This is a genomic window from Litorivita sp. NS0012-18 (assembly GCF_040371945.1).
Classification (GTDB): domain Bacteria; phylum Pseudomonadota; class Alphaproteobacteria; order Rhodobacterales; family Rhodobacteraceae; genus Litorivita.
Genome location: NZ_BAABWS010000001.1, coordinates 25,771 through 39,704 on the forward strand (window position 1 = coordinate 25,771; position 13,934 = coordinate 39,704).

Genomic DNA, 13,934 nt, shown 5'->3' on the forward strand with positions numbered 1-13,934 from the left:
GATATGCCTCGCGCCTTTTTCTTTTGTATCAGGTGTTTATAGCGCCTTTGTCAGGGCCTTGGTCCGTGCCCGTGCCCGTGTCCGCGCCCGTGCCCCATCATGCTCACATCAAATCCGGCGCGCGGCCAAAGCGGTTGGCGACTTTGGTGACGGTCAACCCCTGCACGATGATCGAGAAAATCACGATCATATAGGTCGCCGTCAGGATCAGCGGTTTCCATTCGCTATCGGGCAAGGACAGGGCCAAGGCGACGGAAATCCCGCCCTTGAGCCCGCCCCATGTCATGATCGGGATCACCCCGCCGGAAAAGGCGCGGAAGGGTTGCAACAGCAAGACCGGCACCGCGACCGCCGTCAGCCGCCCGAGCAGCGCCAAGGCAATCGAGGCCGCCCCCGCGACGATGAAATCGAACTCGAAGGCCACGGCAAACACCTCGAACCCGATCATCAAGAACAGCACCGCGTTCAAAATCTCGTCGATCATCTTCCAAAAGGCATCGACATATTTGCGGGTCTCGTCGCTCATGCCGTATTTGCTGCCCACATCGCCGATGAGCAATCCGGCGCAAACCGCCATGATCGGGGCCGAGACGTGCAAGGCCACGGCCAGCTCATAGCCGCCAAAGGCCAGCCCCAGCGTGATCAAGACCTCCAAGGCGTAATCGTCGATCCGGCGCATCACGCGAAAGGTCAGCCAGCCCAAAACAATGCCCAAGACCGCGCCGCCCACGGCCTCTTGCACGAAAAGCACCAGCGCGCCGGCCAGAACCGATGTTTCGCCGCCGTGGCTGCCCGCCTCGGCCCCGTGGCTGGAGAGGGACGGAAAGGCGATGCCGACCAGCACCAAAAACACCACATAGCCCACGCCGTCATTGAACAGGCTCTCGCCCGCGATCTTGGTCTCGAGGGATTTGCGCAGGTTGGCCTCGCGCAAAACCCCCAGAACCGCCACCGGATCGGTGGGCGAGACCAGCGCGCCAAAGACCAAGGCGATGGCAATCGGCATCCCCGTCAGCCATGAGAAGCCAAAGCCGACCACAGCGGTCGAAAGCCCCACGCCCAGCGTTGCCATCAGCACCACAACCCGCCACTGCGCGCGCAGGTCCGACAATTTGACATGCAAGGCCCCCGCAAAAAGCAAAAGCCCCAACATCCCTTCAAGCAGCGCATCGGAGAAATCCACGCTGGTCACGGTGCGGCGCATCTCGTCGGCCATGTTGAGTGCCGGAAACAACAGGTCAAGCCCGAGCAAAACCAGCGAGGCCAAAAGCGCGACAACCAGAATGCCGATCGCCGAGGGCAGTTTCAAAAACAGGTAGTTGATGGCGCCAAAGGCACCGGCAAGCACGATCAAGGCCGAGGCGATTTGCAGGACGGTCATGGTATTTATCCTTTGATTACGGCCCCTGTTACCACGCGCCTCGCCCCCCTCCAAGCGCGCAAAAAGGCGTAAACCGCGCCGCCCCCGAGCGGTTCGGATCACGGGCGCGCAGGCTGTGCGGGCACGGTCTCCAGATCGACCCAGACCGGCAAATGATCCGAGGCGATATGCGCGGGGCGCGTGCGATGCACCCCGTGATCGCGGGCCTGCAAATCGGGGCTGAGCGCAAAGCGGTCCAAGGCCGCGACAGGGCGCAGCGCCGGAAAGCTCGGCTTGGAGGGCAAGAACGCCAATCCCTGCGCCACGGCGTCCAGTTCGCGCGGCGATCCCCATTCGTTGAAATCTCCGGCCAGAACCGTGGGTAGGGCGGGCAATTCGCGCAAATGGCGCACCACGGCGGCGATTTGCATCACCCGATAGCGCCGGATCAACCCCAGATGCACACCGATCACCCGCAAGGCGCCGAGCCTTGTCTCCAGATCGGCGCGAATGGCCCCGCGCGGCTCCAATCCGGGCAGGTCGATATGCGCGGTCTGGATCACCTCGACCCCCGCGCCCAAAAGCATCGCATTGCCGTGAAAGCCCAAGGAGGCCCCGTGTTCGCCAAAATCCACCACCCGCCAGCCCTCGGCCTCGGCCATCGCATGGGGCAGCGCGGCAGGGCGCGGCGCAAGGCGCTTGTCGGCCTCTTGCAGCACCACCACATCGGCGTTGATCTGCGCGATCACCTGCAGGCTGCGCGCCGGATTGCGGCGCAAATCCATGCCGACGCATTTTTGCAAATTGTAACTGGCAAGGCGAAAAGCGGGCTGTTCCATTGCGCCAAGACAACCATGCAGGCGCAGCAAGAGCAAGATGCCGCGCGGCGGCAAGGTTTTGTTATTTGCGCGCGCAGCCTATATGAACGCGCAGAAAGATGCCCATCGGGGGATCGCACAAAGGACCGCGCCGCAGATGTTCAAAGACCTCGCCCTGACCGTTAAACTGATCTGGGCCGCCTTGGCGGTCTTTGCGGCGACGGCCCTGTGGAACGCGCGATGGGAGGTGGCCTTTGTGGCGGTCATCACCTTCTGGCTCTCGCTGGTGCCCATCGCCTTGGCCCGCTGGGTCCAGATCAAAGTGCCGCGGTTCTTTTTCGCCATCTCCACCGCTTTTGTCGGGGCGACGCTGTTCTTGGGCGAGGTGTTCGATTTCTACAACCGCTTCTGGTGGTGGGATATCTTGCTGCATGGCGGCAGCGCCTTGGTCTTCGGTTTGATGGGATTCACCCTTGTTTTCATGATGTTCCAAGGCAACAGATTCGCCGCGCCGCATTTCGCCGTGGCGTTTTTCGGCTTTTGCTTTGCCATGAGCATCGGCGCCACATGGGAGATTTTCGAATTCGCCATGGATCAGACCTTTGGCACCAATATGCAAAAATCCGGCCTTGTGGATACGATGACCGATCTGATCGTCGATGCCCTTGGCGCGTTGATCGGCGCGGGCAGCGGCTATGGCTATCTCAAGGGGCGCGATTACAGCAGGCTGGGCGCGGTGATCGAGGATTTCGTCGCCCGCAATCCGCGCCTGTTTCGCAAATCGCGCAAATAGAGCGGGCGCGCTATTGACGCCGCCGCCTTGGTGCCCTCATCTGGCGCGATGGAAAGACGCGATAGAATAGACGCCCTCGGCGCATCGGGATTGATCGCATTCGCGATTATTCTTGCCTTTAATCAAGTGGTTATCAAGCTGACCAATGAGGGGATACAGCCGGTGTTCTCCGCCGGTTTGCGCTCTGTTGGTGCTCTGGCGGTCTTGCTCGTGTGGATGCGGCTGCGCGGCATTGCGGTGCATACGCCGCGCGCGGCCCTTGGGGCGGGGGTGATCTCGGGGCTGCTGTTTTCGGGCGAATTTGCCGCCTTGTTCTGGGCGCTCGACCATACCAGCGTCAGCCGCGCCAGCATCATTTTCTATTCCATGCCCGTGCATTTGAGCATCATGGCGCATTTTTGGCTGCCCAATGAGCGCATCACCGCGATGCGCGCCGCCGGATTGGCCTTGGCCATGGGCGGGGTGGCTTGGGTTTTGCTCGACCGTTCGGCAGGTGTGGCGGGCGGGCAGGCGAGCCTGATCGGCGATCTGGCCGCTTTGGGCGCGGCCTTGGCATGGGCGGGCATCGCGATGATGGCGCGGCGCTCGGCGCTGGCCCGTTTGCGCCCCGAGATGCAATTGTTTTGGCAACTTGCGGTCTCGGCCCTGTGCCTCATTGCTCTGGCGCCGCTTTTTGGCCCGCTGATGCGCGATTTCACCCCTGTTTTCCTGCTCGGCCTTGGCTATCAGGTGGTCTTGGTCGCCAGCTTCGGCTTTTTGTTCTGGTTCTTCTTGCTGACCATCTATCCGGCCTCGGGCGTGGCCAGCTTCAGCTTCCTGTCGCCGGTGTTTTCGGTGATCTTCGGATGGTGGGTTCTGGGCGAGCCTTTGAGCCTCGACGTGATCGGCGCGCTCGGCCTTGTGGCGCTCGGGATCGTTTTGATCAACCGCAGGCCGCGCGTGCCATCATAATGTGAAATCAATGCCTTGCGGCGCGATCCTCATGTGCCGCAATAGGTCGCGCCGACCACTTCGGAGGCGGCGGGCGGGCGCGCCAGATCGGCAAATTCCGCCTGCGCCTCGAAGGGCCGCGCATAGGCGCGCATCAGCCGCTCGAAGGGGGCCATATCGCCCGCCACCGCCGCTTCGATCATCGCCTCGACACGGTGGTTGCGCGCGATCAGCGCGGGGTTGACCGCCTCCATCGCGGCGCGGGTCTGCGCATTCGGGCGGGCTTGCTCGATCGTGCCCTCCAAAGCGCCCTGCGCCGCCAGCCGCGCGTGCCAGCGCGCCTGCCATGCGGCAAATCCATCGCGATCCGCAAATTGATCCTGCGCGCCGCCCGCCGAGAGGGCGCGGAATGTATTGGTGAAATCCGATTGCCCCGCCTGCATCAAGGCCAGAAGATCGCCGATCAGCGCCTGATCGCCCTCGCGCGGCGCGCCAAGGCCCAATTTGCCCGCAAACCGGCGCAGCCACGCCGCCTCGATCCGGTCGGGCATGGCGTTGACCGTGGTGGTGAACATCTGCACCGCCTGCTCTTGGTCGGGCATGAGCGGGATCAAGGACGAGGCCAGTTGCGCCATGTTCCACGGGATCACCGCCGCTTGGTTGTCATAGGCGTATCGCCCGTGGGCGTCGATTGAACTGTAGACCGTAACCGGATGATAAATATCCATAAAAGCGCAGGGACCATAATCGATGGTCTCGCCGCTGATCGAGGTGTTATCGGTGTTCATCACCCCGTGGATAAAGCCCAGCGAGAGCCAATGCGCGACCAGTTCGGCCTGCCGGTCGATCACGGATTGCAAGAATTCATGCGGGCCAGCGGCCTGCGGCGCATGGCGGGCGCGGGCATAGTCAAAGAGGGTTTCAAGCTCGGGCAGCATCCGGCGCGCGGCGAAATATTGAAAGGTGCCGACGCGCAGATGGCTGGCGGCGACGCGGGTCAAAACCGCACCGGGCAAGACGCCGGTCATCGACCCCGTAGGGCGCACCACCTCGCCGCCCGTGGCCACCGCCGCCAGCGCGCGCGTCGTCGGCACGCCAAGCGCATGCATCGCCTCCGAGAGCAGATATTCGCGCAGCACCGGACCCATCCACGCCAAACCGTCGCCGCCGCGCGAAAACGGCGTGCGCCCCGAGCCTTTGAGCGCGATGTCGCGCCGCGCGCCATTTGTGTCCATCACCTCGCCCAAAAGCACCGCGCGCCCGTCGCCCAGTTGCGCGGAAAATCCGCCAAATTGATGGCCCGCATAGGCCTGCGCAATCGGATCGGCGCCCTTTGGCAGGGCATTGCCGCTGAAAATCGCGGCCAGATCATCGCCCGCCTCGACCTCGATCCCCAACTCTTGCGCCAGCGCCGTGTTAAAGGCCAAAAGCCGCGGCGCGGGAGCAGGCGCGGGGTGTTGACGGGCGAAAAACGCCTCGGGCAGGGCGGCATAGCTGTTGTCGAAGGAGAGTTTCATATCGGTCCAAATGGCAAGGCAGCGCCTAGAGGTAGCGCGTCATCAGCGAATACTCGTCGCGCGGGGTGAAATGCAGCTTTTTGTAGAGCGATCTGGCGCGGGCATTGTCGCGCCGCACCTCCAGATGCAGCGCCTTGAGCCCCGCACCGGCCAGCGCCTTGGGCAAGGAGAGCAGCACTTCGGAGCCAAGCCCGCGGCTGCGCACGCCTGAGCGGATATAAATCTCGTCGATAAACCCGTCCATGCCGCCCAATTCGATCGACCAGCCGAAACAGATCACCACATAGCCGATCGGCGAGCGCTGCGGCCCGATTAGATAGACCACGCCGAGGGGCGATCCGTCCAGCAGCGGCGCGAGGGCCTCGGCGCGTTGCTCGTCGCTGCGCGTGATGCCAGCTTCGCGGTGAAAGGCGGCCATCATCGGCAAAATACGGTCGGCATCCGCAGGGGTCGCAAGGTGCAAAGCGGTCATAGGCGGGCGAGCCTTTCGGTGAGCAGGGCGAAATAGGCATCGGCGTCGATGGTGCCCATGAACATGGCATTGGGCGCGCGGTCGGTCACCCCCCACCAATCGGCCACCGTCATGCCAAGGGTCAATTCGGATTTGGTCTCGATCTCGACATTGATATGGCGACCGGTGAAGATCTGCGGCGCGATCAGATAGGCGGTCACGCAAGGATCATGCAAGGGCGCGCCCTCCGATCCGTATTTCTCGCGGTCGAAACGTTCGAAAAACTCGGTCATCTGCGCGGCGGCGATCCCGACCGCATTGCCAATCGCGCGAAAGGCGTCGTTGCGCGGTTTCGTCACCAAGGCCTTATGGGTCACATCCAAGGACATCACCACCAATGGAATGCCGGATTTGAAAACAATATCAGCGGCATGCGGGTCGACGTAAATGTTAAACTCGGCGGCGGGGGTGATATTGCCCACCTCGAAATAGGCCCCGCCCATCAGCACGATCTCGCGGATGCGTGCGGCGATATCGGGGGCCTTGCGCAGCGCCATGGCCAGATTGGTCAGCGGCCCCAAAGCGCAAAGCGTCACCGAGCCGGAGGGCGCATCGCGCAGGGTCTCGATGATGAAATCCACCGCATGCTGCGCCTGAAGCGGCATGGTCGGATCGGGCAAAACCGGCCCGTCCAGCCCCGATTGCCCGTGCACATGTTCGGCCGTGACCAAGGCGCGATCCAGCGGGCGGTCGCATCCGGCAAAGACCTTGACCTGCGGCTTGCCCGCCAATTCGCAGATCTTGCGCGCATTCACCTCTGTTAGCGCCAAGGGCACATTGCCCGCCACCGCCGTGATGCCCAAAACCTCGATCTCCTCGGGGCTGGCCAGCGCCAGAAGGATCGCCATCGCGTCGTCTTGCCCTGGATCGGTGTCGATGATGATTTTGCGCGGGGCGTTTGTCATGGCGTCTGTCATGGCGGGGGTCCTTTGATGCGGTCCTGTGTGCGGCCCTTGGGCGGGCGGGCAAGCCAGTGGCCGCACAGTGGCCGCGCCGCGCCGCGATGTCCAGCGCAAGCGCTCTGGCGGCGGGGGAATATTGCCGATCCGGCAGGCGGGCGCCAAGGCGGCGCGGGGGCGGGCACGGGCGGACCTATGGGACGGGCCTCAAATCACATCGGGCGATCATCACAGGGGCAAAACCACCGGCCCAAAACCACCGGCCCAAAAAACATAAGGCGGCCCGCGAGTGGTGCGGACCGCCTCAATGCGCGCCGAGGGGCCTGTAGATTATCCCCGACGGTGCATTTTTGTCGTCTAGCGGCCTTAGCCGTCGAAATCAACCTCTTCGATCAGCTTCAATGCGGCGGGGCGCAAACGGGCCAATTCCATCAGGTCGGCCTCATCGGGCGTGAAGCTGCCCCAGCTTTCGACCAAAGGATCGGCAGAGGTATTGGGCGCGACGGGATATTCGAAATTCGCCTCGGCATAGATTTTCTGTGCCTCGGGCGAGGTCAGAAATTCCATCATTTTCAAGGCGTTATCGGGGTGGGGTGCGTATTTTGTCATCGCCACGCCGGAAATATTCACATGCGCGCCGCCGTTTTCAAAGGTCGGGAAAACGATGCGCACGCTGTCGGCCCATGCTTTTTGCTCGGGGTCCGAGATCATTTTGCCCATGTAATAGGTGTTGCCGATGGAGATGTCGCATTCACCGGCCCAGATGGCCTTGACCTGTGCGCGGTCATTGCCTTGGGGTTTGCGCGCGAGGTTGGCTTTGACGCCTTCGAGCCAAGTTTTGGTTTCGGCCTCGCCGTGGTGCAGCAAATAGGCCGAGGTCAGCGCGACGTTATAGGCATGGGTGCCCGAACGGGTGCAAATGCGGCCCTTCCATTTGGGATCGGCAAGGTCCTCATAGGTGGTCACCTCGCCATCGGCGACGCGGTCACGCGAGGCGTAAACGATGCGCGCGCGCGTCGTCAGGCCCCACCAATGTTTATCCGCATCGTGATACTGCGCCGGAACATTGGCCGAAAGCGTCGCGCTTTCAACGGGTTGGGTCAATCCGGCATCGACCACCGACGCCAGCCGCGCGATATCCACGGTCAGCACCAGATCGGCGGGGGAGCGTTTGCCCTCGGCGCTCAGCCGCTCGACCATACCTTTGGCCAGATAGGCGACATTGACCTTGATACCGGTCTCTGCGGTGAAGGCATCGGTCAGCGGCTTGAGCAATTCGGGCTGGCGGTAGGAGTAGAGATTGACCTCATCGGCCATCGCCGTGGTGGCGAAAGCGGGAAGAGCAGCGGCAGTCATAAGCGCAAGGCGAGCGAACATGAGAATCCTCATTTTTGATCGTTTCGATTGCGCCGCTTTTAATCCGACTAAATTAGTCGGGTCAATAGCTGATTAAATTATTCAGGTTTAGCCTTCTCCTCGCGCTTCACCTCGTCCCAAAGCCGGTCCATCTGCTCAAGATTGGATTGCGCGGGGGTCTTGCCAAGCGCGGCAAGTTTGGCCTCTACACCCTTGAAACGGCGCGTGAATTTATCATTGGCGGCGCGCAATGATACCTCGGGATCAAGGCCCAGATGTCGCCCCAAATTGGCCATGACAAAGAGCAGATCGCCGTATTCTTCCTCGACCTCGGCTTGGGTCAATGTGGCGCGCGCCTGCGCCAATTCTTGCGCCTCTTCGACGATCTTATCGGTCACATTCTCGATATCGGGCCAATCAAACCCGACCCGCGCCGCGCGTTTTTGCAATTTTTCGGCCCGCATCAGGGCGGGCAATCCAAGCGCCACATCGTCCAATGTGCCGCGCGCGCCGCTATTTGCGCGTTCGGCGGCCTTGATCGCCTCCCAATCGCGGGTCTGCTGCTCGGCGGATTTGTCGCGGCTCTCATTGCCGAACACATGCGGATGGCGGGCCAGCATCTTGTCGCTGATCCCGTCGGCGACATCCTCGAAATTGAACAATCCTTTGTCCTCGGCGATCTGTGCGTGAAACACCGATTGCAGCAAAAGATCGCCCAGTTCCTTTTTCAGTTCCCCCATATCCTCGCGTTCGATGGCATCGGCGACCTCATAGGCCTCCTCGATGGTGTAGCGCGCGATGGAGGCGAAATCTTGCTCGATATCCCAAGGGCAGCCCGTATCGGGATCGCGCAGCGCCCGCATGATCGCACGCAAACGCGCCATCCCGCCTTTGGGATCAAAGATCAGCGGATCATGTTTGGGGCGGGGCGCCTTGGGCGCGGGCGTTTGAGGCATTGCGAAGGCTCTGTTATTGCGGTTGGATAGCAGCCTAGCCGCCGCGCAACGGATGTCCAGAGCGGGCAGGGCGCGCGGGCGGCAAAGGGTCAGAAAAGGCGGGAAAGATATGGCATTGGAAGACGCAAAAACACAAGTGGATCAGGCCTTTACCCGCAAGGATGCGCGCGGGCTGAGCTATGAGAACGCCTTTGGCGGCGCGCTGAGCTTTTTGCGCCGCCGCTACACCAAAGACCTCGCAGGCGTCGATATTGCGGTCACCGGCGTGCCCTTTGACCAAGCCGTGACCAACCGCACCGGCACCCGCCTTGGCCCGCGCGCCATCCGCGAGGCCTCCAGCTTGCAGCCCTATGATCCGCCCTATGGCTGGGGCTTTGATCCGCTGAGCGATTTTGCCGTGGTCGATTATGGCGATCTGGCCTTTGATTACGCCAATGTCGCGGCCTTTCCCGATGCGCTGAGCGCCCATATCAAGGGCATTTTGGACGCGGGCGCGGCGAGCATCACCTTGGGCGGCGATCACTATATTTCCTTTCCGATTCTGAGGGCCTACGCCGAGAAATACGGGCCGCTGTCGTTGCTGCATTTCGATGCCCATTCCGACACTTGGGCCGATGATGATATGGGCCGCATCGACCATGGCACGATGTTCTATAAGGCGGTGAAATTGGGGCTGATCGATCCGAAAACCTCGGTGCAGGTCGGCATTCGCACCCATAATGACGACACGATGGGGGTCAATATCATCGACGCGCGCGAGGTCCATGAGGGCGGCGCGGCGGCGGCGGCGGCCAAGGTGAAATCGATCCTCGGGGACCGGCCGACCTATGTGACATTCGACATCGATTGCCTCGATCCCGGATTTGCCCCCGGCACCGGCACGCCGGTCTGGGGCGGGCTGTCCTCGGGGCAGGCGGCGATCCTTTTGCGCGATGTGGCGGGGATCAACATGGTCGGCGGCGATGTGGTCGAGGTCTCGCCGCCCTATGATCCCTCGGGCGCCACCGCCGTAGCGGGCGCCCATGTGGCGATGGAGCTGATCTGCCTTTGGGCCTATAACAAGAGAAAGTGAAGAAGATGCTCTATGCCATTGTTATTGCAATCGGATGTCTCATTGTGCTTGCGGGTTATATCCGGCTTGCGCCCTCCGATCCGCAGGTCTGGCATGTGATGCCCGATGCCCCCGCGAGCAAGGATTTCGACGGCGGCGTGATCCGCAGCGGCGCGGCGGGGCCGCAAGGATTGTCGCTTCTGGACCGGATCATCATGTCCGGCCCGCGCACCCGTGTTCTGGCCGGATCGGTCGAAGAGGGCATGGTGACCTATATCACCCGCTCGAAACTATGGGGATTTCCCGATTACACCACGGCGCGGCAGGACGGCGATGATTTGCATGTCTATGCGCGGCTGCGGTTCGGAAAATCCGACATGGGGGTCAATAAGGTGCGCGTGGACGGGTGGCTGTCGGCTCTGGCGCGGCAATAGCGGCGCGGGCCGTCCCCGCGCGGCGGGGCAGATTTGCCCCACCTCGCGCCACATCGGCACATTGAGCGACATTTGGCATTGCGCCATAAAGCTGCGCCCGCCGACGCTGAGGCAGATCATCTCGCCCAATTCCACCCGCCCGCCGGTGCTGTCGGTGCAATAGCAATCAAGCGCACCGGCGCTTTGGGCCGGCGCAGGCGCGGGGGCGATCATCACGGCGGACACAGCCACCATCAGGGCAGGCAGGGCATTGTGCATGGCCTAAGATAGCACAAAAAACACTCCGCCCCAAATCGGCGGCTGCGCCAAATCCGCTTGACCAAATCCCTTTGATAAGAGACAGAACCCCATGGTTCCGAATGATACATTAGAGCAGATCACCCAACGGTTTCAGTTTCTGGAAGCGAAGATGGCCGAGGGCGGCGGCGATATCGCCAAGCTGGCCAAGGAATATTCCGACCTGCGCCCCCTGATCGAGCAAATCCATGCCTACCGGCAGCTTCTGTCCGATATCGAGGCGGCCGAGGAAATGCTCGCCGATCCCGATATGAAGGAATTGGCCGAAGAGGAATTGCCCGCCCTGCGCCGCGCCTTGCCCGAGGCCGAGGCGGCGCTGCAACTGGCGCTTTTGCCCAAGGACGAGGCCGATGCCCGCCCCGCGATCATCGAAATCCGCCCCGGAACCGGCGGCGACGAGGCGGCGCTGTTCGCCGGTGATCTTCTGCGCATGTATCAACGCTATGCCGAGGCGCGCGGTTGGAAATTCGAGATCATCGAAGAGCAGGAAAGCGATCTGGGCGGCATCAAGGAGGTGATCGGCCACATCAAGGGCGAGAACGTCTTTGCCCGCCTGAAATTCGAAAGCGGCGTGCACCGTGTGCAGCGCGTGCCCGAAACCGAAAGCGGCGGGCGCATCCATACATCGGCGGCGACGGTGGCGGTTTTGCCCGAGGCCGAAGACGTGGATATCGAGATCAACGCCAATGACATCCGCATCGACACGATGCGCGCGTCGGGGGCGGGCGGCCAACACGTCAACACCACCGATTCGGCGGTGCGCATCACCCATATTCCCACCGGCCTTGTGGTCACATCCTCGGAGAAATCCCAACACCGCAACCGCGAGATCGCCATGCAGGTGCTCAAAACGCGGCTCTATGATCTGGAGCGTCAACGCATCGACGGCGAACGCTCTGCCGATCGCAAAAGCCAAGTGGGCAGCGGGGATCGCTCCGAACGCATCCGCACCTATAACTTCCCGCAAGGGCGCATGACCGACCACCGCATCAACCTCACGCTCTACAAGCTTGACGCCGTGATGGGCGGCGATCTGGACGAGATCATCGACGCGCTGACCGCCCATAGCCAAGCCGAGCAACTGGCCGCGATGAACGGATGAGCGGATGAGCGGAGGGCAGGAGGCGTTGCGCGCGGCCATGGCCGCGGGCGAGGGGCAGGGCGTTGCGCCGCGCGATGCCAAACGGCTTTTGGCCCATGCCGCAGGGGTGGATGCGGCGCGGCTCATGGCGCTCGGCGCGGCGGAATTGAGCGCCGATGTGATGGCGCGCTACGGGCAATATCTGGCGCGGCGCGCGACCGGCGAGCCGGTGTCGAAAATCACCGGCAAACGCGCCTTTTGGAACCATGAATTTTTGGTCACCGCCGATGTGCTTGACCCGCGCGCCGATACCGAAACCCTTGTGGCCAAGGCGCTTGAGCGCGATTTCACCCGTGTCCTCGACCTTGGCACCGGCACGGGCTGTATTCTTTTGAGCCTTTTGGCCGAGCGCGCACAGGCCAGCGGCATGGGGGTCGATATCTCGCCCGCTGCGCTGCAGGTGGCACGCGAGAATGCGGCGCGCACCGGCGTGGGCGCGCGCGCCGATCTGCGCCTGTCCGATTGGTTTGATGCGGTGGAGGGGCGCTTTGATCTGATCACCGCCAATCCGCCCTATATCACCGAGGCCGAGATGGCCGATCTTTCCCCCGAGGTGCGCGATCACGACCCGCATCTGGCCCTCACGCCCGGCGGGGACGGGCTGGAGCCTTACCGGATCATCGCGCGCGCGGCGCCTGCGCATCTGGCGCCGCAGGGGCGGATTTTGGTCGAAATGGGATGGCGCCAAGGCCCGCAGGTCGCACAGATTTTCGCGCAGGCCGGATTTCGCGATATCGAAACGGTGCAGGACTTCGAGGGGCGCGACCGCGTGACCTGCGCCGCCTTGGGCTGAGCGCGCTTTGCTTTGGCGCGCGCGCGGCGCATCAATCGCGTGCCAATGGGCGCATTTTGGCGCGGCGCGCAACAAACCGGCGGTTATCCCCGTCTTTTAGGCGCAAATCTTGCTAAAACTGTCACTTCCCTCTTGTCATGAAGGCGCGCGCTGTTTAACCCTGTATCTGTCGAGACGGTGGAAGCGCTTAAGCGGTCCCTCACGACGCCAAGCCATAAATTGTCGCTCATCCGAATGACCCGCGCCTCTTGCGCATATCGGGCCACAGCGACGTCCAAACGCATAAGGCTGGACAGCTTACAATGAGATCTTCCAAATCCCGCTCGCGGAACAAATCGAACCGGAACAACAACAACCGGTCCGGCGTCAATATCGTCAACCGCGTGTTCGACAGCAATGGTCCCGAAGGCAAGGTGCGCGGCACCCCGAGCCAGATCATCGAGAAATACAACCAGCTGGCGCGCGATGCGCAGCTTGGCAATGACCGCGTCGCGACGGAGAATTTCCAACAGCACGCCGAACATTACATGCGCTTGCTCAGCTCGGCGCAAAAAGAGATCGACGCAAAACGCGAGCAACAAGAGCGCGAGAACCGCGACCGTCAGGCCGAGCGTGACCGCCAGAATGCCGAACGTGACCGCCAGCGCGCCGAGCAAAACGCCGCGAACGCCGCAAACGGCGGCTCCGAGGGCGCCGGAAACGACGGGCAATCCGCCCCCGCCGAAAGCGGCGAGGCCCCCGCGCGCAAAGAGCGCCGCCCGCGCCGCGAGCGCAGCCCGCAAGAGGAATTGCCCGCCTTCATCACCGATCCCGGATCGGCGCCGCAACCCGATCTTCGCGCCGACAGCGCGGGCAATGGCGATGACGCCGAGGGCGACAGCGGTCTGGTCGACACCCCCGAAAGCAAACCCAAACGCGCGCCGCGCAAACCGCGCGCCAAAAAGCCCGCCTCCGCCCCCGAGGCCGGAAGCACCAATGACGCCGCCGAATAGGCGCGCAGGCTTTTGACAGTGTGAAACATCCCCGCCGGCCTTGCCGCGCGGGGATTTTTGTTGGCGGGGTTTTTGTCGGGGGGCAG

14 protein-coding genes are annotated in these 13,934 nt (G+C 62.7%); 7 read left to right on the top strand and 7 right to left on the bottom strand.

What is annotated here, in order from left to right:
- Positions 1 to 103 precede the first annotated feature (103 nt).
- Positions 104 to 1,381 carry a cation:proton antiporter gene (locus ABWV64_RS00110; RefSeq protein WP_353342220.1) on the bottom strand — a complete coding sequence of 426 codons (1,278 nt, stop codon included), beginning with the start codon at positions 1,379 to 1,381 and terminating at the stop codon, positions 104 to 106.
- A gap of 98 nt (positions 1,382 to 1,479) precedes the next feature.
- Positions 1,480 to 2,199, bottom strand: a complete 720-nt coding sequence (locus ABWV64_RS00115; protein ID WP_353342221.1) for an endonuclease/exonuclease/phosphatase family protein — start codon at positions 2,197 to 2,199, stop codon at positions 1,480 to 1,482.
- A gap of 136 nt (positions 2,200 to 2,335) precedes the next feature.
- On the opposite strand from ABWV64_RS00115, the gene ABWV64_RS00120 reads away from it, so the two are divergent.
- Both ABWV64_RS00120 and ABWV64_RS00125 read left to right on the top strand, forming a co-directional pair.
- The gene (locus tag ABWV64_RS00120) at positions 2,336 to 2,971 is read left to right on the top strand and encodes a DUF2238 domain-containing protein (protein ID WP_353342222.1); all 636 of its coding nucleotides are present in this window, start codon (positions 2,336 to 2,338) and stop codon (positions 2,969 to 2,971) included.
- Positions 2,972 to 3,061: 90 nt separating this feature from the next.
- Positions 3,062 to 3,922 (top strand): DMT family transporter, encoded by an 861-nt coding sequence (locus ABWV64_RS00125; protein ID WP_353342223.1) that lies wholly within the window; start codon positions 3,062 to 3,064, stop codon positions 3,920 to 3,922.
- Positions 3,923 to 3,951: 29 nt separating this feature from the next.
- Here the strand turns inward: ABWV64_RS00125 and ABWV64_RS00130 are convergent, their stop codons facing one another.
- From ABWV64_RS00130 to mazG, 5 genes are all read right to left on the bottom strand, one after another.
- Positions 3,952 to 5,418 carry a protein adenylyltransferase SelO gene (locus tag ABWV64_RS00130; protein WP_353342224.1) on the bottom strand — a complete coding sequence of 489 codons (1,467 nt, stop codon included), beginning with the start codon at positions 5,416 to 5,418 and terminating at the stop codon, positions 3,952 to 3,954.
- A gap of 25 nt (positions 5,419 to 5,443) precedes the next feature.
- On the bottom strand, positions 5,444 to 5,890 hold the full coding sequence (locus ABWV64_RS00135; RefSeq protein WP_353342225.1) for a GNAT family N-acetyltransferase: 447 nt from the start codon (positions 5,888 to 5,890) through the stop codon (positions 5,444 to 5,446).
- Positions 5,887 to 6,846, bottom strand: a complete 960-nt coding sequence (locus ABWV64_RS00140; RefSeq protein WP_353342226.1) for a nucleoside hydrolase — start codon at positions 6,844 to 6,846, stop codon at positions 5,887 to 5,889. Before ABWV64_RS00140 ends, ABWV64_RS00135 begins: the two co-directional genes overlap by 4 nt.
- A gap of 348 nt (positions 6,847 to 7,194) precedes the next feature.
- A complete protein-coding gene (locus tag ABWV64_RS00145; protein ID WP_353342227.1) occupies positions 7,195 to 8,205 on the bottom strand; it encodes a Fe(3+) ABC transporter substrate-binding protein in 1,011 nt (336 codons plus the stop codon).
- A gap of 77 nt (positions 8,206 to 8,282) precedes the next feature.
- Positions 8,283 to 9,140: a nucleoside triphosphate pyrophosphohydrolase gene (gene mazG / locus ABWV64_RS00150; protein WP_353342228.1), complete on the bottom strand. Its 858-nt coding sequence runs from the start codon at positions 9,138 to 9,140 to the stop codon at positions 8,283 to 8,285.
- Positions 9,141 to 9,249: 109 nt separating this feature from the next.
- Between mazG and speB the strand changes: the two genes are divergently transcribed.
- The 5 genes from speB (at position 9,250) to ABWV64_RS00180 (ending at position 13,848) form a co-directional block, all read left to right on the top strand.
- Positions 9,250 to 10,212, top strand: coding sequence for an agmatinase (speB, locus tag ABWV64_RS00155; protein ID WP_353342229.1), 963 nt, complete (start codon positions 9,250 to 9,252; stop codon positions 10,210 to 10,212).
- 5 nt (positions 10,213 to 10,217) lie between these two features.
- On the top strand, positions 10,218 to 10,625 hold the full coding sequence (locus ABWV64_RS00160) for a DUF1499 domain-containing protein (RefSeq protein ID WP_353342230.1): 408 nt from the start codon (positions 10,218 to 10,220) through the stop codon (positions 10,623 to 10,625).
- 349 nt (positions 10,626 to 10,974) lie between these two features.
- Complete coding sequence (gene prfA / locus ABWV64_RS00170; protein ID WP_353342232.1) at positions 10,975 to 12,024, top strand: peptide chain release factor 1; 1,050 nt, start codon at positions 10,975 to 10,977, stop codon at positions 12,022 to 12,024.
- Between the two features lie 4 nt (positions 12,025 to 12,028).
- The gene (prmC, locus tag ABWV64_RS00175; protein WP_353342233.1) at positions 12,029 to 12,856 is read left to right on the top strand and encodes a peptide chain release factor N(5)-glutamine methyltransferase; all 828 of its coding nucleotides are present in this window, start codon (positions 12,029 to 12,031) and stop codon (positions 12,854 to 12,856) included.
- A 302-nt stretch (positions 12,857 to 13,158) separates the two neighbouring features.
- Entirely contained in the window at positions 13,159 to 13,848 is a 690-nt protein-coding gene (locus ABWV64_RS00180; RefSeq protein WP_353342234.1) for a DUF4167 domain-containing protein, read from the top strand.
- The last annotated feature ends 86 nt before the right edge of the window (positions 13,849 to 13,934 follow it).